General features: G+C 59.9%; 20 protein-coding genes and 1 pseudogene. 13 read left to right on the forward strand and 8 right to left on the reverse strand.

What is annotated here, in order from left to right; translation table 11 throughout:
* Positions 1-23: 23 nt before the first annotated feature.
* Both ACTJLA_RS14060 and ACTJLA_RS14065 read right to left on the reverse strand, forming a co-directional pair.
* Positions 24-1,049, reverse strand: a complete 1,026-nt coding sequence (locus ACTJLA_RS14060) for an alpha/beta hydrolase family protein (RefSeq protein ID WP_314549894.1) — start codon at positions 1,047-1,049, stop codon at positions 24-26.
* Between the two features lie 94 nt (positions 1,050-1,143).
* The gene (locus ACTJLA_RS14065) at positions 1,144-1,974 is read right to left on the reverse strand and encodes an alpha/beta fold hydrolase (protein ID WP_032896079.1); all 831 of its coding nucleotides are present in this window, start codon (positions 1,972-1,974) and stop codon (positions 1,144-1,146) included.
* A gap of 177 nt (positions 1,975-2,151) precedes the next feature.
* On the opposite strand from ACTJLA_RS14065, the gene ACTJLA_RS14070 reads away from it, so the two are divergent.
* Complete coding sequence (locus ACTJLA_RS14070; protein WP_034126375.1) at positions 2,152-2,610, forward strand: MerR family transcriptional regulator; 459 nt, start codon at positions 2,152-2,154, stop codon at positions 2,608-2,610.
* 14 nt (positions 2,611-2,624) lie between these two features.
* On the opposite strand, the gene ACTJLA_RS14075 is transcribed toward ACTJLA_RS14070, so the two are convergent.
* The 3 genes from ACTJLA_RS14075 to ACTJLA_RS14085 all read right to left on the reverse strand — a co-directional run bounded on the left by ACTJLA_RS14075 (position 2,625) and on the right by ACTJLA_RS14085 (position 4,923).
* Positions 2,625-3,551 carry an acetoacetate decarboxylase family protein gene (locus ACTJLA_RS14075; protein WP_034126376.1) on the reverse strand — a complete coding sequence of 309 codons (927 nt, stop codon included), beginning with the start codon at positions 3,549-3,551 and terminating at the stop codon, positions 2,625-2,627.
* Between the two features lie 106 nt (positions 3,552-3,657).
* Positions 3,658-4,398, reverse strand: a complete 741-nt coding sequence (locus ACTJLA_RS14080; protein WP_034126180.1) for a type 1 glutamine amidotransferase domain-containing protein — start codon at positions 4,396-4,398, stop codon at positions 3,658-3,660.
* A gap of 189 nt (positions 4,399-4,587) precedes the next feature.
* Positions 4,588-4,923, reverse strand: coding sequence for a DUF6124 family protein (locus ACTJLA_RS14085; protein WP_089041995.1), 336 nt, complete (start codon positions 4,921-4,923; stop codon positions 4,588-4,590).
* A 627-nt stretch (positions 4,924-5,550) separates the two neighbouring features.
* Here ACTJLA_RS14085 and ACTJLA_RS14090 point away from each other — a divergent pair.
* The 4 genes and pseudogenes from ACTJLA_RS14090 to ACTJLA_RS14105 all read left to right on the forward strand — a co-directional run.
* Positions 5,551-5,853, forward strand: coding sequence for a type II toxin-antitoxin system RelE/ParE family toxin (locus ACTJLA_RS14090; protein ID WP_054896297.1), 303 nt, complete (start codon positions 5,551-5,553; stop codon positions 5,851-5,853).
* Between the two features lies 1 nt (position 5,854).
* Positions 5,855-6,238, forward strand: a complete 384-nt coding sequence (locus ACTJLA_RS14095; RefSeq protein ID WP_056785934.1) for an addiction module antidote protein — start codon at positions 5,855-5,857, stop codon at positions 6,236-6,238.
* Between the two features lie 209 nt (positions 6,239-6,447).
* Positions 6,448-7,083, forward strand: a complete 636-nt coding sequence (locus tag ACTJLA_RS14100; RefSeq protein WP_200584443.1) for a lytic polysaccharide monooxygenase auxiliary activity family 9 protein — start codon at positions 6,448-6,450, stop codon at positions 7,081-7,083.
* A gap of 40 nt (positions 7,084-7,123) precedes the next feature.
* A pseudogene (locus tag ACTJLA_RS14105) lies at positions 7,124-8,125 on the forward strand (chitinase); the annotation flags it as partial.
* A 197-nt stretch (positions 8,126-8,322) separates the two neighbouring features.
* On the opposite strand, the gene gudD reads toward ACTJLA_RS14105, so the two are convergent.
* Both gudD and ACTJLA_RS14115 read right to left on the reverse strand, forming a co-directional pair.
* On the reverse strand, positions 8,323-9,648 hold the full coding sequence (gene gudD, locus ACTJLA_RS14110) for a glucarate dehydratase (protein ID WP_072447976.1): 1,326 nt from the start codon (positions 9,646-9,648) through the stop codon (positions 8,323-8,325).
* A 19-nt stretch (positions 9,649-9,667) separates the two neighbouring features.
* Positions 9,668-11,017, reverse strand: a complete 1,350-nt coding sequence (locus ACTJLA_RS14115; protein ID WP_054921658.1) for an MFS transporter — start codon at positions 11,015-11,017, stop codon at positions 9,668-9,670.
* A gap of 336 nt (positions 11,018-11,353) precedes the next feature.
* On the opposite strand from ACTJLA_RS14115, the gene ACTJLA_RS14120 reads away from it, so the two are divergent.
* From ACTJLA_RS14120 to ACTJLA_RS14150, 7 genes are all read left to right on the forward strand, one after another.
* Complete coding sequence (locus ACTJLA_RS14120; RefSeq protein WP_034126185.1) at positions 11,354-12,067, forward strand: FadR/GntR family transcriptional regulator; 714 nt, start codon at positions 11,354-11,356, stop codon at positions 12,065-12,067.
* A 10-nt stretch (positions 12,068-12,077) separates the two neighbouring features.
* Positions 12,078-12,773, forward strand: a complete 696-nt coding sequence (locus ACTJLA_RS14125; RefSeq protein ID WP_314549921.1) for a tRNA (adenine(22)-N(1))-methyltransferase — start codon at positions 12,078-12,080, stop codon at positions 12,771-12,773.
* Positions 12,774-12,990: 217 nt separating this feature from the next.
* Positions 12,991-13,617, forward strand: a complete 627-nt coding sequence (locus ACTJLA_RS14130) for a glutathione S-transferase family protein (RefSeq protein ID WP_034126187.1) — start codon at positions 12,991-12,993, stop codon at positions 13,615-13,617.
* Positions 13,618-13,821: 204 nt separating this feature from the next.
* Positions 13,822-15,552: an OPT family oligopeptide transporter gene (locus tag ACTJLA_RS14135; protein WP_259038136.1), complete on the forward strand. Its 1,731-nt coding sequence runs from the start codon at positions 13,822-13,824 to the stop codon at positions 15,550-15,552.
* A gap of 110 nt (positions 15,553-15,662) precedes the next feature.
* Positions 15,663-16,403, forward strand: coding sequence for a BPL-N domain-containing protein (locus ACTJLA_RS14140; protein ID WP_314549927.1), 741 nt, complete (start codon positions 15,663-15,665; stop codon positions 16,401-16,403).
* Between the two features lie 138 nt (positions 16,404-16,541).
* Positions 16,542-17,948, forward strand: coding sequence for an amino acid permease (locus tag ACTJLA_RS14145; RefSeq protein WP_034126190.1), 1,407 nt, complete (start codon positions 16,542-16,544; stop codon positions 17,946-17,948).
* A 22-nt stretch (positions 17,949-17,970) separates the two neighbouring features.
* Positions 17,971-19,056, forward strand: coding sequence for a GlxA family transcriptional regulator (locus ACTJLA_RS14150; protein ID WP_054896289.1), 1,086 nt, complete (start codon positions 17,971-17,973; stop codon positions 19,054-19,056).
* Positions 19,057-19,200: 144 nt separating this feature from the next.
* Here ACTJLA_RS14150 and ACTJLA_RS14155 read toward each other — a convergent pair whose 3' ends face one another.
* On the reverse strand, positions 19,201-19,581 hold the full coding sequence (locus ACTJLA_RS14155; RefSeq protein WP_259284551.1) for a cupin domain-containing protein: 381 nt from the start codon (positions 19,579-19,581) through the stop codon (positions 19,201-19,203).
* A 184-nt stretch (positions 19,582-19,765) separates the two neighbouring features.
* On the opposite strand from ACTJLA_RS14155, the gene ACTJLA_RS14160 reads away from it, so the two are divergent.
* A complete protein-coding gene (locus tag ACTJLA_RS14160; protein WP_259284550.1) occupies positions 19,766-20,482 on the forward strand; it encodes a class I SAM-dependent methyltransferase in 717 nt (238 codons plus the stop codon).
* Positions 20,483-20,504 lie beyond the last annotated feature (22 nt).

The raw sequence follows: 20,504 nt of genomic DNA on the forward strand, positions 1-20,504 counted from the left end.
AAGGCGCGGATGATACTACCGGTTCAGCGCGCCAGGAACTCGCTGATCAGCGTGATCACTTGCTGCTGGATCACGGGCCGTGGCCGCGCGCCTTCGCCGTCCTGGCAAATCATGCTGTCGCCGGGCACATCAGCGTCAAGCACCGCTGCCGCGCCCGGTTTGCACTGAGACATAAAACTGAAGTGGTTGGCGTCCTGGATCTCCACGTACTGAGTCGACATTTTTGGCAGCCGCTTGGCCATGTCAGCCGATTCCATTTGCGCCGGCAAATCCGCTGACGGCACACCGGCAGCGATTACCAACGCCGGCACCGGCAATGCCGCTAGGCTCGCATCAGTAAAGCCGCGCGACAGGCCCAAGTCCAGAGACACCACAGCGGTCACGCGCTTGTCGCTCAAGTCCGCGGCCACTTGAGCCTTCCCGCTCGGCGTACCTTCAGGGTTCATCTCACGGTAAGCCTTGCACGCCACCAACGTCGGATGGGCGTCGCAGTCCCGGGCAAACAACGCCGGGTCAAAACGCGCCCCCGCGCTCTCCATGACCGTCCAGCCCCCCAGGGAATGGCCTATCACCGCGATCCGGCCACTATCCGCCGCGCCAAATGGCGTGGCCTGCGCCAGCAGCGCATCAATGGCCCGGCTCAAATCCTTGGGCCGTTGCCACAACTGCGCGGCGGCTTGCGCGCTGCGATCCTGGCTGGTGGTGCCAGGGTGATTCACTGCCGCCACGATATACCCCTGCCGGGCCAGCGCACTGGCCAACCACGCCTGCTTGCCCCAATTGCCACCGTAGCCGTGGGAGAGCACCACCACCGGATGTTTACCGGGCGTCGGTGCGGCATCAGGCACCGCAAGCACACCGATGAACACCAGGTTGTCAGCGATCAGCTTGGGTTGGGCGGTGCTGGTGGAGGGGTACCACACGGCCATTTCCAGTGGGCGAATGTTGTGAGTGTCACGGATGGTGGTGGTTTGGAAACCGATGGGGTCGTTGGCGAGTGCAGGCCCAGTCAGGCTGATCAGGAGCAGGGCGGCGAGGGGGGCTTTCATTGTTTTTATCGTCCTTGAAATGAAGGACGCAGCATGACCTGAAACGAGCGGTTCAGGTAGAGGGGAGGCGGTCACCCGCCCCCCCAATAATCAATCAGCTCCTTATAAACGCCAGCAAATCCGCATTAATCGTATCGGCATGGGTAGTAGGCATGCCATGCGGGAAGCCCGGGTAGATTTTCAGCGTGCTGTTTTTCAACAATTTGGCGGACAGCACCCCGGCATTTTCATGGGGGACGATCTGATCATCGTCGCCATGCATGACCAATACGGGAATCTGGATGCTCTTCAGGTCTTCGGTGAAATCGGTCTGGGAAAACGCCACGATCCCGTCATAGTGCGCCTTGGCACAGCCCATCATGCCTTGCCGCCACCAGTTCAGGATGATGCCCTCGGACGGCTTGGCGCCTGGGCGGTTATAGCCGTAGAAAGGTCCGGCGGGAACGTCCTGATAGAACTGTGCGCGGTTGGCTTTCAGCTGCGCCTGCAAGTCGTCGAACACTGACTTGGGCAGGCCACCAGGATTGCTCGGGGTCTGGACCATCAAAGGAGGGACGGCACTAATGATGGCGGCCTTCGAGACGCGCTCTTCACCGTGGCGGGCGATGTAATGAACCACTTCACCGCCGCCGGTGGAGTGACCGACATGCACCGCAGTTTGTATACCCAGGTGCTCGACCACCGCCGCAACGTCGTCGGCATAGTGGTCCATATCGTGCCCGTCCCAGACCTGGCTGGAACGCCCGTGGCCACGCCGGTCGTGGGCAACGACCCGGTAACCTTCGCCCAGGAAAAACAGCATTTGCGCGTCCCAATCATCTGCGCTCAGTGGCCAGCCATGATGGAAGAAAATGACCTGGGCATCGCGTGGGCCCCAGTCCTTGTAGAAAATTTCAACACCGTCTCGCGTGGTGACGTAGCCCATGTTCGCCTCTCCCAAATGAAATGATGGCCTGATCGAATCGCGATCATGGCGCTGGATTGACCCACTGCGGCCCATGCGTGTCTGGCAAGCGCGCCGCCTACCAATTGCCGCCTTGGCCGCCCAATGACTTTAGGTTTAAAGTCAACTTTAAGGTCAATGGTTTTTTGTGGGTGGTACATGAGAATAGGCGAGTTGGCAAAAATCAGCGGGTTGGCGGCCTCACGCATCCGCTTCTACGAGGCGAGCGGTCTGATCCAATCGGTTGAGCGTAAATCCAACGGCTATCGGGACTATACGCCCGGCACCGAGGCGGTGTTGGAGATCATCAAGGGTGCCCAGGCAGCCGGTTTCTCTCTGGAAGAAATCCGGCAGTTAATGCCCCGCAGTGCCGGTGGTTGGCAGCATGACGAGCTGCTCAGCGGGCTCAAGCACAAGGTCGAGGAAATCGAGGTTCTGCAACAACGGCTGGCCCAGAACAAGGCGCAGTTGCTGAACGTCATCAAGGGCATCGAAGGCAAGCCCGAGGGCATGGCCTGTGCCGAGAATGCGCAGATGCTGATAAACCGTCTGCGCGAGGAAGGGGGCGCTCCAGCCTCATCCACAAAAAAAAGCGCCCGCCGGGCCCCGAGGGCCTGACCGGCGCACGAGGTTCAGCGTTCGCCAATCAGGTTGACGAGCGGCTCTGGCGCATAGAGTGCGCTCTGGAACTCGGGTACGTATTCGTACTTCACCATTTTCCCCAGCTTGAGGTCGCGCAGGTAATCGGACAGGCTGCCATCGCCTAGCGTGAGGGTGGCTGAGTCTGCGTCACGGCTGGAGCCATGGCTGAGCTGGCGGGAAACCGCATACCCATAGGCCAGTTGGCCGTGGTGATCGAGATTGGTGAAACTGCTGGTGACCAGGTCCATATCACGGGACAGCTTCTCAAGCTTTTTAGCCTTGAACGACACGTCCAGTTTGCCGGTCTTGCTATCGGTAATGTCATACACCACCGAGTGCCCATCCTCTTTGCGATCAATGCCGGTCAGCCATTTCGGCAGGTTGTAACCGACCACCCCGCGCACCCGCGCCAGCTCGGTATTCACCGGCAGCTTGAGCACATAGCCCCAAAAGTCCTGCGACATCGACTGGCCCACCAGCGTAAAGGGGCCCAGGTTGGCTTTGCCAGGTTTGTTCGTGATGATCGACACGGCGACTTCGTTATAGGCGTCGTTATCGCAATGCTCATAGGTGTACGCAGTAAACGCGATCAGCCCGCGACCCGGCCAGACTTGCAAGGGCTGCACGGCGGCCAGTACCTGCGGTGGCATCAACGCCCGAAGCTTATCGATGTCGGCTGTATAGACTGCTGTTACCCGACTGTTCTGGTAGTAAAAATTGGGCGAGTAGGATTCAAAACCGATGTCGACCTTGTGCTTTTGCAACCCTTTGAACCAGCTTAAATCAACCCCGGGTAATTCTGCTGCAACCACCGACAACGGCGGGTTGGAGCGAAAGCGGTCGTACAAGCCACCCTTGACGACGGGCACCTGCTGGCCGGCGATATCGATGTGGGTTGTGTCGTTGGGGCTGGGCATCTCGGGCGTTCCGGCCAACGCAAGGTTGGCAAAAGGGGTGAGCAGCAATCCGGTTAAAATGGCGCTTGGAATGTTCAATCGGTTTTCTCCAGAGAGGGGCTAGGCGTTATCGTTCGTGGGACAGCTCGGTTATTACGGCGAGTGCGACGGCCTTGGGCGATTGCGGGTTCTGGCCCGTGATCAGGCGGCCATCGGTGATGACAAATGAGGTGAACGGCACCCAGCCCTTGCGGTAACGCGCCCCTTGGCTCAGCAGCCGGTCTTCAAGCAAGAACGGCACCTCACGCTTCATGCCCGATAGCAGTTCTTCGCGATTGGAGAAGCCGGTGATGTTTTTGCCCTTGATGATCGCGTTGCCCTGTTCATCCTTCAGATCCAGCAGGCCCGCCACACCGTGGCACACGGCCGAGACGATGCCGCCCTGGTTGTAAATGGTTTGGGCGACACGTTGCAGGTCGAGGTTGCCAGGGAAGTCCCACATGACACCGTGGCCGCCGGTGAAGTAGATCGCGCGAAATTGCGACGGATCGACATTGGCGATGGGCAGCGTGTTTTGCAGCCGGGCGCGAAAGGCCGGGGACTGCAACTGTTCACGCGCCGCCTTATCCATGTACAGCCAACCGAGGCTGCGCTCGTCCAGAGGCACAGCACCTCCTTTGGGGCTGGCAAATACCGTCGTGTAGCCAGCCGCTTCCACGACCTCGGTGAAATGCGTAAGCTCTGTCAGCCACAGGCCCGTGGTATCGGGCCTTGAGGGGTAGCTGGCGTGGTTGGTCATGATCACCAGGATCTGGCGATTGTTTGCAGCGGCCGTGGAAGGGCCGGGTTCAGCCTGTGCAAATGTCATAAGCGCGCCACCTATCGCTACCAACGCAAAAGAAATAAGGGTTTTGAGCATGATCCAGAGTCCAGTAATCCTGTCGGTTGGTGCATGCTCACCTTAAACCTCGCTTTAAGGTCAACCCCTGCTTTGGCAAAAAAAAACCGAGTCGTCTTGGGGCGCGACGGCTCGGCTTTTTTTGGGCGTGTTGAACGTTTAGCCAGCTGCTACAGCCGCCTCGCGCTCCATCAACTTATCGACCAACAACATTCCCAGCTCACTTAACTGATGAATCGCCAACGCGACGTCGCGCTGTTTACCGGTCAGTTCATCCGACAGGTCGAGCAGCAGGGCGGTTACTGAGGAAAAGGTTTCATAGCTATTGGCGATGAGCATTTCATTGCTGGCATCGTCGGCAACGCTGAACAGCGGTGTCGAGGGTGGAGGAGAGGGTTCGGCGTTGGGGTTGAGGGCGTGATCGATCGCACGACGGGCTGCCTGATCAAGCTTCAGGTTTGGATCGTTTGGAGGGTTTGGGGTGACTTTGTACATATGCGTAATTCCTGAATGGGGCCGACACCGTTTCGCTACTAAACGAAAGGGTGGCAGCTGTACGCAGGTTAGTAGACCGGGGAATTACACAAAGCCGGCGCGCCCGAAGGCGCCCTACGCACAGCCACCATCAGGCACAGACAGGAACGTCTGATAGATGAAGCTCATGCACTAAATGTAATTGACCCTCGGGCTACTAAACCCGATCACTGAGTTGTCAGCGACCGAGCCACCTTAGAGACGCCCATCCAAGCGCACAAGCCGGCGGATTCTGACGCAACTGTAGGCAATGGAGCAAGGTGGTGCAGCTTGCTGTAGGACGGGTCTACATCAACGCCGGCCCACTCACTCACTCCCTGTAGGAGCGAGCTTGCTCGCGAAAAACCATAGGCGCCGCGTTCATTCTGGATGAACACATTATCTTTACGTTCTTCGCGAGCAAGCTCGCTCCTACAGAGAGGATGCCTCAGTCGCGACGCAACGTTTCGGTCTTGAGGACACAAGCGCTAATAGTATTGCTCGGCTGCCTGCGCGGCGGCTGGACTAGGATTTTTTCTGGCGGTGCACACCGACATTAAAAATTCACTGGCATCTACAAGGAGTAGCCAGTAGGCTACATTTGAATCTGTGACCAATACGATCGGCAGGACGCCCGAGTTCGATACATGGCTCGACGGTATGAAGGATGTGTGGGGTAAGACGGCTGTACTGATCCGCCTGGATCGAGCCGAAGAAAACAATTTTGGCGATTGCCAGCCTGTAGGCGATGGCATGAGTGAAATGCGTGTGTTTGTCGGGCCCGGCTACAGGATTTACTTTGTGCGCACGGGCATCACCGCTTACCTGATGCTGTGGGGAGGCGATAAAACCGACCAGAAACGAGGAATCAAGCGGGCAAAAGAGATTCTTGATGCCCTGAGAGGTCAATGACATGAGTCAGTCAACATTCAAACCAGAGGACATGCCGATCCTCGAGCTGGATACATCCGGCACCAGCGCCTATGAGGCTTCACGTTTCCTTGATAGCCCGCAAACCATCAGTGCCTATCTTGCGCAAAGCATGGCGTGCCATGACCCGCAAGTCCTTATGAAGGCGCTGGCCGAGGTTGCCAAGGCCCAGGGAGTGAACAAGGTTGCCGAAGCGGCGGGGGTGAATCGGGAGAGTCTGTATAAAACCCTGAAAGGCGGCTCAAAGACGCGTTATGAGACGGTCCAGAAGCTGATGCTGGCATTGGGGGTGGAACTGACGGTGCGACCGATTACTGCGACCCCCCCTAAAAAAACGGCTGCCATCGGTACAGAGAAGCTGTATTGAAATGCGCATGGTCTTGTAGGAAATCGACCTCTGGAAGCGTAAGGGTTTCCCTATAGTACTGTTTATATATCCAGTATTTGCAGGTCTGCGCGCTCATGAACCGAAAATGAGTGAAAAATGGGCCTGTGGCAAAAAAAAGCCACTCCGTTAGGTTGAGGTCCTCTCCTTCAAGAAAGGAGAGTTCTTAATCAAATCAATGGAGTCACAACATGAACAAACCACAAACCCAGACACCTCTTCGCCATGGGCGTGTCACATCCCCTTCCAGCCGTGGCGCAGTCGCCGTGGATCTCGGCCTGCTGGAGACCTGGCAGGTCAATGAAATGGAAGGCGGCAAGAACTTCCCGGCACTGACGGCCGGTCCGTTCCCGGCGCCTTATCAAACCGACAGTGACAGCGTCACCCCACCCGCCGACGGCGTCATCCTCAGCGGTGGCAAGACCGATGCCCGTGACTGCATCAACTTCACCCACGAGGAAATGGCCAAGAAACTTGGCCGCGCCTTCACCTGGCCGTTGCTCAATGTCGAGTCGGGTCAGACCTTCAAGGTCACCTGGGCATACACCGCGCCGCACACCACCCGTGGCTATCGCTGGCTGATCACCAAGGATGGCTGGGATCCGAAACAGCGCATCACCCGCGCGCAACTGGAAACCCAGCCGTTCGCTGAAGACTTCTATGCCCAGGTGCCGTACTACAGCCATGCAGGCGAACTGAAGGCCAAGGTCAATCATGAAGTGAAACTGCCGACCCACAAAAAGGGCCAGCATGTGATTGTGTTGATGTGGATCGTCGCCAACACCGGCAACGCCTTCTATCAAGCCTTCGATGTGGACTTCAAATAAGCCCGCGCCGTTAAACCCACACGTTCTGAAGGATTAGAACATGTCAAAGATTGACTTTACCTCACTGCAATCGCCGCTCAACGATGCCGCTTCGCTGATGCCGAGCATTGCCGGCAAAAAGATCCTCATGGGCTTCTGGCACAACTGGCCTGCCGGCCCGAGCGATGGCTACCAGCGTGGCCAGTTCGCCAATATCAGCCTGGTGGATGTCCCAAAGGATTACAACGTGGTGGCCGTGGCCTTCATGAAGGGCAACGGTATCCCAACCTTCAAACCGTACAACCTGTCCGATGCCGAGTTTCGTCGCCAGGTGGGCGTGCTGAACAGCCAGGGCAGGGCGGTGCTGATTTCCCTTGGCGGCGCCGATGCACACATCGAACTGCATAAAGGCAACGAACAGCCACTGGCCAGCGAAATTATCCGCCTGGTGGAAACCTATGGCTTTGATGGCCTGGATATCGATCTTGAACAGAGCGCGATTGATTTCGCCGACAACAAGACTGTCCTGCCCGCCGCCTTGAAGCTGGTCAAGGACCACTACGCGGCTCAAGGCAAACACTTCATCATCAGCATGGCGCCGGAGTTTCCGTACCTCACCACCGCCGGCAAATACGTCGGTTACATCCAGGCGCTGGAAGGCTATTACGACTTCATCGCCCCGCAGTATTACAACCAGGGGGGCGACGGCATCTGGGTGCAGGAGGTCAACAATGGCAACGGCGCCTGGATTGCCCAGAACAACGACGCGATGAAGGAGGATTTCCTGTTTTACCTCACCGAAAGTCTGGTGAGCGGAACGCGCGGGTTTACCAAAATCCCTGCCGACAAGTTCGTCATTGGCCTGCCCGCCAACGTCGATGCGGCTGCCACCGGTTATGTAGTCAACCCGACAGCCGTGACCAATACATTCAAGCGTTTGCACGACAAAGGATTGTCGATCAAGGGCCTGATGACCTGGTCGGTGAATTGGGACAACGGGATCAACAAAGACCATGTGCCCTACAACTGGGAGTTCAGCCGCCGTTATGGGCCGATGATCAATGGCACTGATCTCGCTGGCCTGGAGCAGGAAGAGGCGGATCTGGAGATCGCCAATCGGCAGTAGCGCAAAAGGGGCCTCTGGCAGACGTGCCAGAGGTCAAACAGCTAAGCTTCTGATCTGACTAAAATCCGATGCCTGTTTGGGCATCGGATTTTTTGCGTCACGCTCAAATTGCGCTGAGCATTCCTAAAGCCGATTTACCGCACCAGACAAGGCCGCTTGTTATCAAAGCCCCAACCCGGGATCAGAAACTGCATCGCCACACTGTCATCCCGGGCTCCAAGGCCCATGCCTTTGTACAGTTCATGAGCCTTGGCCACCGCGTCCATATCGATATCCACACCCAGGCCAGGCTTGGCCGGCACCTTCACATAGCCCCCTTCAATCTTCAACGGCTCCCGCGTCAAGCGCTGGCCGTCCTGCCAGATCCAGTGGGTGTCGATGGCGGTGATCTCGCCCGGTGCGGCCGCCGCCACCTGGGTGAACATTGCCAGGGAAATATCAAAGTGGTTGTTGGAATGCGAGCCCCAGGTCAGGCCCCACTCGTTGCACATTTGCGCGACGCGCACCGAGCCCTGCATGGTCCAAAAGTGCGGGTCGGCGAGGGGAATGTCCACCGATTGCAACTGGATGGCGTGGCCCATTTCGCGCCAGTCGGTGGCGATCATGTTGGTGGCGGTTTTAAGGCCCGTGGCGCGGCGGAATTCGGCCATGACTTCACGGCCTGAATAACCGTTTTCTGCGCCGCAGGGGTCTTCGGCGTAGGCCAGCACATGATGCTGGTCGCGGCACAGGCGGATGGCTTCCTTCAGCGACCATGCGCCGTTGGGATCAAGGGTGATGCGCGCATCGGGAAACCTTTCGGCCAGCGCGGTGACGGCTTCGATTTCCGCGTCGCCACTCAATACGCCGCCCTTGAGCTTGAAATCGTTGAAACCATATTTGGCCTTGGCCGCTTCGGCCAGGCGCACTACCGCGTCGGCGGTCAGGGCTGTTTCATGACGCAGGCGGAACCACTCATCGTCGGCATCGGCCTCGTTGCGATAGGCCAGGTCTGTGGCGTTGCGATCCCCCACATAGAACAGGTAGCCGAGCATCTTCACCGCATCGCGTTGCTGGCCTTCGCCAAGCAAGGCGGCCACCGGCACCTCAAGAAATTGGCCAAGCAAGTCGAGTAGGGCGGCTTCCATGGCGGTGACGGCGTGGATGGTGATGCGCAGGTCGAAGGTCTGCAGGCCTCGGCCCGCGCTGTCTCGAGACGCAAAGGTACTGCGCATCTGGTTGAGAACGCGCTGGTACTGGCCAATCGGCTGGCCGATCACCAGGCTGCGGGCATCCTCCAGGGTTTGGCGAATGCGCTCGCCGCCGGGTACTTCGCCCACGCCAGTGTTGCCGCTGCTGTCCTTGAGGATGACGATATTGCGCGTGAAGTAGGGCCCGTGGGCGCCGCTGAGGTTCAGCAACATGCTGTCGTGGCCGGCGACGGGAATGACTTGGAAGTGAGTGACTACAGGGGTATTCATGGCAAGTTCCTGGCTGAGTTCAAAGAGGTTTGCTGATGGCGGCGCCGCTGGGCACGGCCGGTACGGCAGAGGGTGAGGTCTTGGCAAAGAACACCAGGATGGCCGCGAGCACCGAGGTGCAGGCCAGGCCATACAGCCCGCCCTGGATCGAGCCGGTGGTTTGTTCGAGAAAGCCGAAGGTAGTCGGCGCCACAAAACCGCCCAGGTTGCCAATGGAGTTGATCAGCGCGATCACCGCGGCGGCGATGCGCACATCCAGGTAGCCCTGGGGGATCGGCCAGAACAGCGACGACGCAGACTTGAACCCGATGGCCGCAAAACAGATCGCCACGAAAGCGAAGATCGGCCCGCCGGTGGTGGACATGAACATGCCGGCCGCCGCGATCAGCAGGGCCGCCGCGACCCAGGCCTGCTGGAACTTGAACTTGCCCGACAGCGACGCAAAGGCGTACATGGCAATGATCGAGATCAGCCAGGGGATCGAGTTGAAGAAACCGACCTGCACATCACTCAAGTCACCCATCTTCTTGATGATGCTCGGCAGCCAGAAGGTGGCGGCGTAGATCGTCAGTTGAATGCAGAAGTACAGAGCGCAGAACAGCAGGATCTGGCGGTCTTTGAGTAGCTTGCCGAGGGTGGGTTTCACCGTGGTCAGGGCTTCGCGATCACGCTGTTCCTGATCGATAGCGCCCACCAGCGCATCCTGCTCTTCGCGGCTCAGCCACTTGGCGTCATGGGGTTTGGAGTCGAGCCAGAACCACACGAAGAAGCCCAGCGCCACCGAGGCCAGGCCTTCGATGCCGAACATCCATTGCCAGCCATGCAAACCAAAGCCTTCGATCTGCAACAACGCACCCGACAACGGCCCGGAGATCAACGACGCCACCGCCGAGCCACTGAGAAAGATCGCGATGGCCTTGCCACGCTCCACACCGGGCAACCAGCGCGTGAAGTAATAGATCACGCCAGGGAAGAACCCGGCTTCCGCCACACCCAGCAGGAAACGCAGGATGTAGAAGTGGGTTTCGTTCTGGATAAACGCCATCAGCGTGGCGACGATGCCCCAGGTGAACATGATGCGGGTCAGCCAGATGCGGGCGCCGACTTTTTGCAGCAGCATATTGGAGGGCACTTCGAACAGTGCATAGCCAATGAAGAACAGCCCGGCGCCGAAGCCGTAGGCCGCTGCGCCGATTCCCAGGTCATGCTCCATGTGCGTGCGCACGAAGCCGATATTGACCCGGTCGATGTAGTTGAGGATGAACATGACCACGAACAGTGGGAGCACATGGCCCTTCACTTTGCTCACGGCGCGGGCGAGCGCTGAATCACTTTCGGGTACGGCAGATGCTGGGCTTGAATGCTTCACGAATGAAAACTCCCCCTGATTATTTTTATGCGGGTTTGGTGTTTTGTTGACAGACATCATACAAGTTGTTTTTTGAACGCCGCAATCCTGGGAGGGCTGTTTTTGTTCTTATAAGCCGGTATTGAGATTGGCTATTTTGGTTATTTGCCAGATTTTATTGGATTTTGCTCCGCTGGTGACGGCTCGGGGTGTGGGCTTCTCTCAAAGCGAAGACAGAGTCTGGTGATGTGGGATGAGTATGTTGTCATACAAGTTGGATGTTTTTCGCCACCACCCGTCGCCCCGTGCGCTCAGGGTGATAAGCTCCCTCCAGCCCAACCCCGTGGACCCGTTTCGATGCCGATTAAAAGCACACCGCCTGTGCGTAAACGTTCCGCCAACCTGGCCCAAGGTGTGGTCGAGGCACTGACCCAGCGCATCCAGTTGGGGCAACTCAAGCCGGGTGAAAAACTGCCGTCCGAATCCACCATCGTGCTTGAGCATGGGGTGAGCCGTACCGTGGTGCGTGAAGCCTTGTCCAAGCTGCAGGCGTCGGGGCTGGTGGAGACGCGTCACGGCATCGGCACCTTTGTGCTGGAGCAGCACACGCAGCCGGGCCTGCGCCTGCATGTGGACACGGTCGCCAGCGTGCGCAACATGCTCGAATTGCGCCTGGGCCTGGAAGTGCAAGCGGTGGCCCTGGCCGCGCTGCGCAGAAGTGACGCGCAATTGGCCCACATGCGCCAGGCACTGGACGACTACCAAGCCTCCCTGGCCAACAACGACAGCTGTGTGGAGGAGGACAAGCGCTTTCACCAACTGATCGCCGAAGCCACCGGCAATACGTTTTTCACCGACATCATGCAGCACCTGGGCACGGCGATGATTCCGCGCACCCAGGTGAATGCCGTCGAGCGCGGCGGCGCGGACTTTGCCCAACTGGGGCAGTTGGCGAACCTGGAACACGAGGCCATCTACAACGCTATCAAGCGCCAGGACCCGGACGCCGCACGGGCGGCCATGGTGCTGCACTTGACCAACAGCCGGGATCGATTTTCCGGGCACTCTTAAGGAACCACCGTTGAACGAACACACCTTGTCCCAGCGCCTCGAGCGCGTGGCCGCGCACATACCCGCGGGTGCCCGCCTGGCCGATATCGGCTCAGACCACGCCTACCTGCCGGTGGCGTTGATGCGCCGTGGCGCTATTGCGGCGGCCGTGGCGGGGGAAGTGGCCGCTACGCCGTTTCAGGCGGCCAACCGTACCGTGGCCGACAATGGCCTGACGCAGCACATCACCGTGCGCCTGGCCGATGGTTTGGCGGCGATTGAAGCGGGCGATGACATTACCGCTGTCAGCCTGTGCGGCATGGGTGGCGAGACGATCCGCGACATTCTCGACAGCGGCAGGGCGCGGTTGAACGGGCGGGAACGCCTGATCCTGCAACCCAATGGCGGTGAGCAGCCGCTGCGTCAATGGTTGATGGAGAACGGCTACCAGATCCTCCATGAAGAGTTGCTGCGGGAAAACCGCTTCTACTACGAAATCATTGTCGCCGAACGCGCCGAGGCGATGACCTATACCGCCGAGCAGCTGTACTTCGGTCCGTTGCAAATGCAGGCGCGTAGCCCGGAATTCCTGGCGAAGTGGCAACGTATATTGCGCGAGAAACGCAAGACATTGGCCAGCCTCGAACAGGCGCGGCAGGCGGTGCCCGAGCAGAAAGTGCAGGAGATCGTGCAACAGGTGAAGTGGATCGATCAGTTGCTCGCCTGAGCGCCACCGGTCCAGTGTGGCAGATGTGGAGCCTTGGCCAGGCTTCGAGCGGTGTATCAGGCAACATCCATGTCGTGAATGCCGCAGCCTTCGAAGCCTCGCTAAAGCTCGACATCTCCCACATTTGATCGCGCAGGCCGGTGCTGCCTGGCCACATTCGCGGCACTTCACCGCTACGCTGTAGTCTTCTCTTAAATCCCCCCAAGGTGTCGCCTCGATGATCACTGTTCACCACCTCAACAACTCCCGCTCGCAACGTATCCTGTGGGCGCTTGAAGAACTGGGCCTGCCCTACGACATCAAGCGCTACCAGCGCGACGCCAAGACCAACCTGGCGCCGCCTGAACTCAAGGCCATTCACCCCCTGGGCAAATCCCCTGTGATCGAAGACGGCTCTCGTGTGCTGATCGAGTCCGCCGCGATCATCGACTACCTCATCCGCCGCCACGGCAACGGCCAACTGCAACCCGACCCGGCTACCGACGCCTATGACAGCTATGTGCAATGGCTGCATTTTGCTGAAGGCTCGGCGATGTTGCCGTTGATGCTCAACCTTTATGTGGGACGGCTGGGTGAAGCAGGCGCACCGCTGCATCCGCGGATTGAGTCGGAGCTGGCCAACTACCTGGGGTACCTGAATGACGTGCTGGGCCACACGCCGTACCTGGTGGGCGACGCACTCAGCGGCGCGGATATCCAGATGAGCTTTATCGGCGAAGTCGCCCAGGCCCAGGGCAAATTGCAGGCCTACCCGAACTTGGCCGCATGGCTGCAAAAGCTCCAGGCGCGCCCGGCATACCGCAAGGCGGTGGAGCGGGGCGGGGAATACGCGTTCGCCAAATAGCGGGCCCACCGACACCGCCTCCTGTAGGAGCGAGCTTGCTCGCGAAAAACGTAAACGATAACGCGTGTTTCCTGGANTGAACGCGGCGCCTTTGGGTTTTTCGCGAGCAAGCTCGCTCCTACAGAACCCGTTTCGGCAGGTGAACCTTCGAGTCTCCCAGCGCTCACTTAAAGGTGGCACTGGCTTTTCTCGAAAGGAATCTGCATGCACTCCACCTCGTCAGTCGCGCCCGTAGAGCGCGAACTGAGCCTGCGGGCAGTTATCACCGGGATCGTGCTGGGCATCCTGCTGACCCCTTCCAATGTCTACGCAGGCTTGAAGATCGGCTGGTCGTTCAATATGTCGATCATCGCCTTGCTGATCGGTTATGGCCTCTGGCAAGGCCTGGCCCGGCGTTCCGCTGAACACCTGCCGTGGACCCTGCACGAGAGCAATATCAACCAGACCGTGGCCTCTGCCGCTGCGTCGATCATTTCCGGCGGGCTGGTCGCGCCCATCCCGGCTTATACCTTGCTCACCGGCAACCAACTGGCAGCGCTGCCGATGATCGCCTGGGTGTTCTCGGTAAGTTTCCTGGGGATCTGGATCGCGTGGTACCTGCGGCCTTCATTGCTCAATGACAAGGCGCTGAAGTTTCCCGAAGGCATGGCCACCCTGGAGACCCTGCTGCACATCTACAACCATGGTCGCGAAGCCGCCACGCGCTTGAAAGTGCTGCTCGGCGCAGCGTTGTTGTCCGGGTTGGTCAAGTGGGTGGATACCTTTATGTGGGCCTTCCCGCGCTGGTCGCCGAACGCCCAGTTGGAGCGCCTGACCTTCACCGCCGACCCCTCTCTGCTGTTGCTGGGGTTCGGCGGCATCATCGGCATCCGCGTGGGCCTGACCCTGCTGCTCGGCGCCTTGCTGGCATGGGGCGGGCTGGGGCCGTGGCTGTTGGCCAACGGCCTGGTGAGCCTGCCCGCCGACAGCAGCGGCCCGCAGTTTGCCGCGCTGGTGGAATGGCTGCTGTGGCCTGGGGTGAGCCTGATGGTGTGTTCCACCCTGGCGTCCCTGGCGATTCGCCTGTGGGCGTTGCATCGCTCAACCCGAGCGGCTGGCGGCACGCCCTGGGCGGTTCCCAAGCCTGGGCCTGCCGTGGGGTTCGCGCTGGCGATCGTGCTGGTGGTGAGCCTTCAAGCGCTGTTGTTCGGTATCAACCTTGGGATGGCGCTGCTGACCATTCCCCTGGCGATCTGCCTGGCCGCCGTGGCGGCGCGGGTGGTGGGGGCAACCGGTATTCCACCGATTGGCGCCATCGGGCAACTGTCCCAACTGAGCTTTGGCATCGTTGCCCCGGGCCAGGTACCGATCAACCTGATGAGCGCCAACACCGCCGGCGGTTCGGCGGGGCAATGTACGGACCTGATGAATGACTTCAAGGTGGGCAAGGCGATTGGCGCGACGCCGCACAAACAGGTTATCGCCCAGATTCTCGGGATTTTTGTCGGCAGCATCGTCGGCGTATTCGCGTACCTGGCGTTGATCCCCGACCCGCAAACCATGCTGCTCACCGAACAATGGCCAGCCCCGGCCGTCGCCACCTGGAAAGCCGTGGCCCAAACCCTGACCCACGGGCTGGATTCGTTGTCACCCAGCATCCGCTGGGCCATTGCTGTTGCAAGCCTGTGCGGCGTACTGCTGGGCATACTCGACAGCACATTACCCACCCATCGCGCCCGCTATCTGCCCAGTGCGGCAGCCTTGGGACTGGCGTTTGTCTTGCCTGCGTCGGTGTCGCTGATGATGGCCCTTGGCGCGATCATGACCTGGGCCGTGAGCTGTCGCTGGCCAAGTGTGACGCAGCGCTTTGCGATCACGGCAGCGGCGGGGCTGATCGCCGGTGAGAGCATTACTGGCGTGGGCGCGTCGTTGTGGCAGATGCTGGGAAGTGGATAATTGGCCGACCTGGATTTACAACTCTTCACGAATTCAAAAGGCTCACCGTTATAGGCTTGGCGCTGCCACGTCTGGATCAAACCCATTCAACTGACCGTTGAGCCGAGCCCATGAAACTGCCTGCCCTCGCTGCCACGTTTCTCGCCGTTGCTACGCTGCATCCTTTACCCGTACACGGCGCAGGCCCCATCACCCATGTCGCCATCTACCGTGGCCCGGCAGGTTGCCCTGATTGCTCGGAAAACGTGAAAACCGCCCTGCAGCGCCTGGACCCCAATTACCAGATCGACTTCGTCGGTGCCGACGAACCCATCGACATCACCCCGCAAACCCTGGCGCGCTACGATCTCTACGTGCAACCCGGCGGTGGCCAGGACATCCCGGCCGCCCTCGACAGCCTGGGCGATGCGCGTGCCGAAGCCATCCGCGATTACGTCGCCAAAGGCGGCCGCTATCTGGGCCTGTGCATGGGCGCCTACCTGGCCGACGACAACAACCTCGGCCTGATCCCCCAGGCCCTCGACACCGAAGCCGGCCGCCCCGGTTTTGAAGTGGCCGGCATTGACGACGCCGCCGTGCAGGTGACGTGGGACGGGCAGCCTGACTCTGTGTTCTATCAGGACGGCCCGTATTTTCCCAAAGCCAGCGCCGCGGCGTCCTACAAGGTCATCGCGACCTACCACAATGGCGACGTGGCGGCGGCGCGCTATACCTACGAACGTGGCGTGGTGGTGCTGAGCGGGCCGCACCCGGAAGCCGGGCGGGAATGGTTTGAAAATGCCGATATCGAGCTGAGCAAGATGCCGCGTGGCGAGCTGTTCGGGTCGTTGATACGTAGCGCGCAAGAGTAGGGCGCGCCGCCGGTTACTTCAGGATGCCACTATTCCCCATGTCGATATCAGGCACGATGGTGGCGTAACCAGGCTACTTGTGCCTGGCCTCGGGCACTTAAGGTGAAGGTCATTGGCCGCCCGAGAACAACAAAAACAATGACTAGCCTCAACTGCAACGATTCCAACGGTCAGCTTGCGCAGGGCTTCAAGCCGCGCCATGTGACCATGTTGTCCATCGCCGGCATCATCGGCGCGGGGTTGTTTGTCGGCTCCGGACACGCGATCGCCGCCGCCGGGCCAGCGGTGTTGCTGGCTTATCTGTTTTCCGGCCTGTTGGTGGTGCTGGTCATGCGCATGCTGGGGGAAATGGCGGTGGCACGCCCGGACACTGGCTCGTTTTCAACCTACGCCGACCAGGCCATCGGCCCTTGGGCGGGGTTCACCATCGGCTGGTTGTATTGGTGGTTCTGGGTGCTGGTCATTCCCATCGAAGCCTTGGCCGCCGGGCACGTGCTCAACCAGTGGTTCCCTCAGGTTGATGCGTGGCTGTTTGCGTTGATCTCAATCGTTTTGCTGGTGATCACCAATCTGTTCAGCGTGGCCAAATACGGCGAATTCGAATTCTGGTTCGCCATGGCCAAGGTGATTGCCATCGTCGGCTTTATCGGCCTGGGCTTCAGCGTCCTCATGGGCTGGATCCCGGATCGCGAAGCCAGCGGCTTGAGCCGCTTGATGGAGGAACACGGCGGGTTTGCTCCCAACGGCCTGTCGGCGGTGGTGGGCGCGTTCATTACCATCATGTTCAGTTTCATCGGCACCGAAGCGGTGACCATCGCTGCAGCAGAATCGAGCAACCCGGCGCAGAACATCGCCAAGGCCACGCGCTCGGTGATCTGGCGCATTGGCGTGTTCTACCTGTTGTCGATCTCCGTCGTGATTTCCGTGGTGCCCTGGAACGATCCGCTGTTGGCCTCCGTGGGTTCCTATCAGCGCGCACTGGAAATTATGAACATCCCCAACGCCAAATTCATGGTCGATGTGGTGGTGTTGATCGCGGTAGCCAGTTGCATGAACTCCTCGATCTACATTTCTTCGCGCATGCTGTTTTCCCTGGGCAAACGCGGCGATGCGCCGCCGGCGCTTAAAATCACCTCGAAGGCGGGCGTGCCCAGGGCGGCGGTGATCGCCAGCACCATCATCGGTGCGGGCGTTACGTTGCTGAGCTACTTCATGCCGGCCGGTCTGTTCCAGTTCCTGCTCGCCAGCTCCGGGGCCATCGCGTTGTTGGTGTACCTGGTCATCGCTATCTCGCAACTGCGTATGCGTCGCTTGCTGCTTCGGCAGAACGTCGAACTGACCTTTCGCATGTGGCTGTTTCCCTGGCTGACTTACCTGGTGATCGTATTCATCTGCCTGGCCCTGGGGGTGATGATGGTGACGCCGGAACACCGCACCGAAGTGTCCTCGACCATTGGCCTGGCGTTGGTGATTTCCTTTATCGGCCTGGTTACGTCGCGTCAGCACAACCGGGCACCCAAGCCGGTGGCGCTGGAACATTCCTGATCACGCCTGTGGGGTAGCGGTGATGGAAACCGAGGCACCTGTTTGCCAGACCATCGGCTTTTTGCTGCTGGACCAATTCACCCTGATATCGCTGTCGTGTGCGGTCGAGCCGCTGCGCATGGCCAACCAATTGGCGGGCGAAGAACTCTACCGTTGGCAAACCCTCAGCCTGGACGGCCAGCCGGTGTGGGCCAGCGATGGCGTGTCGGTGACCCCGGACGCGTGCGCGCAGGACCAGCGCGGCTTCGATGCGGTGATCGTGTGCGGCGGCGTGGGCATTCAACAGGCTATCAGCCCTGCGCTCATCGCCTGGTTGCGCAGCCAGGCGCGCCTGTACTGCAAACGTCTCGGCGCGGTGTGCACCGGCAGTTGGGCACTGGCCCAGGCGGGGTTGCTCGATGGCTTCCAGTGCAGCGTGCATTGGGAGCTGATGGCGTCGATGCAGGAGGCGTTTACCCGCGTCAAAGTCAGCTCCAGCGTATTCACGCTCGATGGCAACCGCTTTACCAGCTCCGGCGGCACTGCGCCGCTGGACATGATGCTGCACCTGATCGGCCGCGATCACGGGCACACGCTGTCGGCGGCGATTTCCCAGATGTTCGTGTACGAGCGCATTCGAAACGAGCGCGACCACCAACGCGTGCCGCTCAAACACCTGCTCGGCACGCAACAGCCCAAGCTGCAAGAAGTGGTCGCCCTGATGGAATCCAACCTGGAAGAACCCATCGACCTCGACGAACTGGCCGCCTACGTGCACGTGTCCCGCCGCCAGTTGGAGCGTATGTTCCAGAAGCACCTGTACTGCACGCCATCGCGCTATTACCTCAAGCTGCGCCTGACCCGTGCGCGCCAGTTGCTGATGCAGACGCCCATTTCGATTGTCGAGCTGGCGGTGATTTGCGGCTTTGTGTCCACGCCGCATTTTTCCAAGTGCTACCGGGATTTCTTCGGCGTTGCGCCCAGCGATGAGCGCTCGGACATGCGCCTGCACCCGCCGCCAGCGTTACGGCCAGAGGGGCAATCCCGGGCCCCGCAACAGCCCAGGAATACACTGGAGCAGGCGCGCGACGAGCCGACGTTTGCTACGGTGCAGATTCAAAGGCGATAGGGCTTGGGGCTTGCCCGAATGCCAGTAGGAGCGAGCTCGCTCGCGAAAAACTCACAGGCGCCGCGCTCATTCAGGAAGCACGCGTTATCGTTGGCGTTTTTCGCGAGCAAGCTCGCTCCTACAGAAGGCAATAAGCCTCGGCGCTCAAATCCACTGGTCATTCAACGCGGTGCGCTCACCGCCTTCATGCCCGGTATTCAGAATGCCCCTAGGCTCGATCATCATCAGCCTGGCTTCACCTTCGGCCGCCGTCCTGTGCTCAATGCCACGCGGCACCACATACAACTCACCCGGCTTCACATACACCGGGCCATCCGGCAGGTCGATACGCAACGTGCCTTCAAGCACCAGAAAAGCCTCATCGGTTTCGGGGTGCGAATGCCAAATGAATTCACCCTCGATACGCACCACCTTGAACTGGTAGTCGTTCATTTCGGCAACCACTCTTGGGCTCCATTGCTGATCGATGAGCGAGGCTTTGTGCGCGAGGTTTATCGGTTGGGCGGGTCGCTGTAGGTGAGTCATGCTGAGCCTTCCTGTCGGTGAGAAGGCCAGACTATCCGGGCCGACAGGTCAGAGGCTTGTACGATCCTGCAACCCCCCACTCCTACAGCCCCGCATTCCCCACGGGAATACAGCACATAAAATTAATGCATTTTTCTTACTGCCACGGTTAACGTAATTTGCGCCAAGGCCACGGAGAACCGCCTTGAACTCATCCGCATCCAACCCTGCTGACAAATTCGATACCTCAAGAGCCAACGAGTACGCGCGGCAAAGCCGTATCGCGCTGGCGGGCTATGACGCGTGCCAGGATCTGGCAGCCTGCATGATCGCGGCGAGCCTTGGCGATGCCCCTTCGGCCAAGATACTTGTGGTCGGCGCCGGCGGTACGGCGCAGGAGATCATCGCCATGGCCAACCTTGAACCGGGCTGGCGCTTCATGGCGGTTGATCCCTCCCAGCCGATGCTCGACGCGGCAAGGCAGCAGCTGGAAGCCAACCACTTGCTTGATAGAACCACCCTGCATCTCGGGCCGCTTGAAGACCTGGCAGCAGATGCATCATACGACGCCGCCACCTTGATCGGTGTGCTCCACCATCTGGAGGGTGACGACGCCAAGGCCCGGATGCTGCGATCGATTCGGGCGCACCTGAAACCGGGGGCACCGCTGATCGTCGCGGGCAATCATTACGCGTATGCCAGCCAGCCGTTGCTGCTGGCGGCATGGGGCCAACGGTGGCGTCAGCATGGCGCCACCCCGGACGAAGTGAAGGCCAAGCTCGGCAAAATCCTTCAAGGCGCTGACCCGCCCCATTCCGAGGCCGCGGTTCAGAAGCTGTTGCATGACGCTGGCTTCGGCGACGCGACGCGTTTCTTCAGCAGCCTTTTCTGGGGGGCTTGGTTGACGTGCAAGGTGGGGTAGCGAGGTCTCCCGTTGCTCAGTG

It is taken from the genome of Pseudomonas sp. 22072 (genome assembly GCF_052046095.1).
Taxonomy (GTDB): domain Bacteria; phylum Pseudomonadota; class Gammaproteobacteria; order Pseudomonadales; family Pseudomonadaceae; genus Aquipseudomonas; species Aquipseudomonas paracarnis.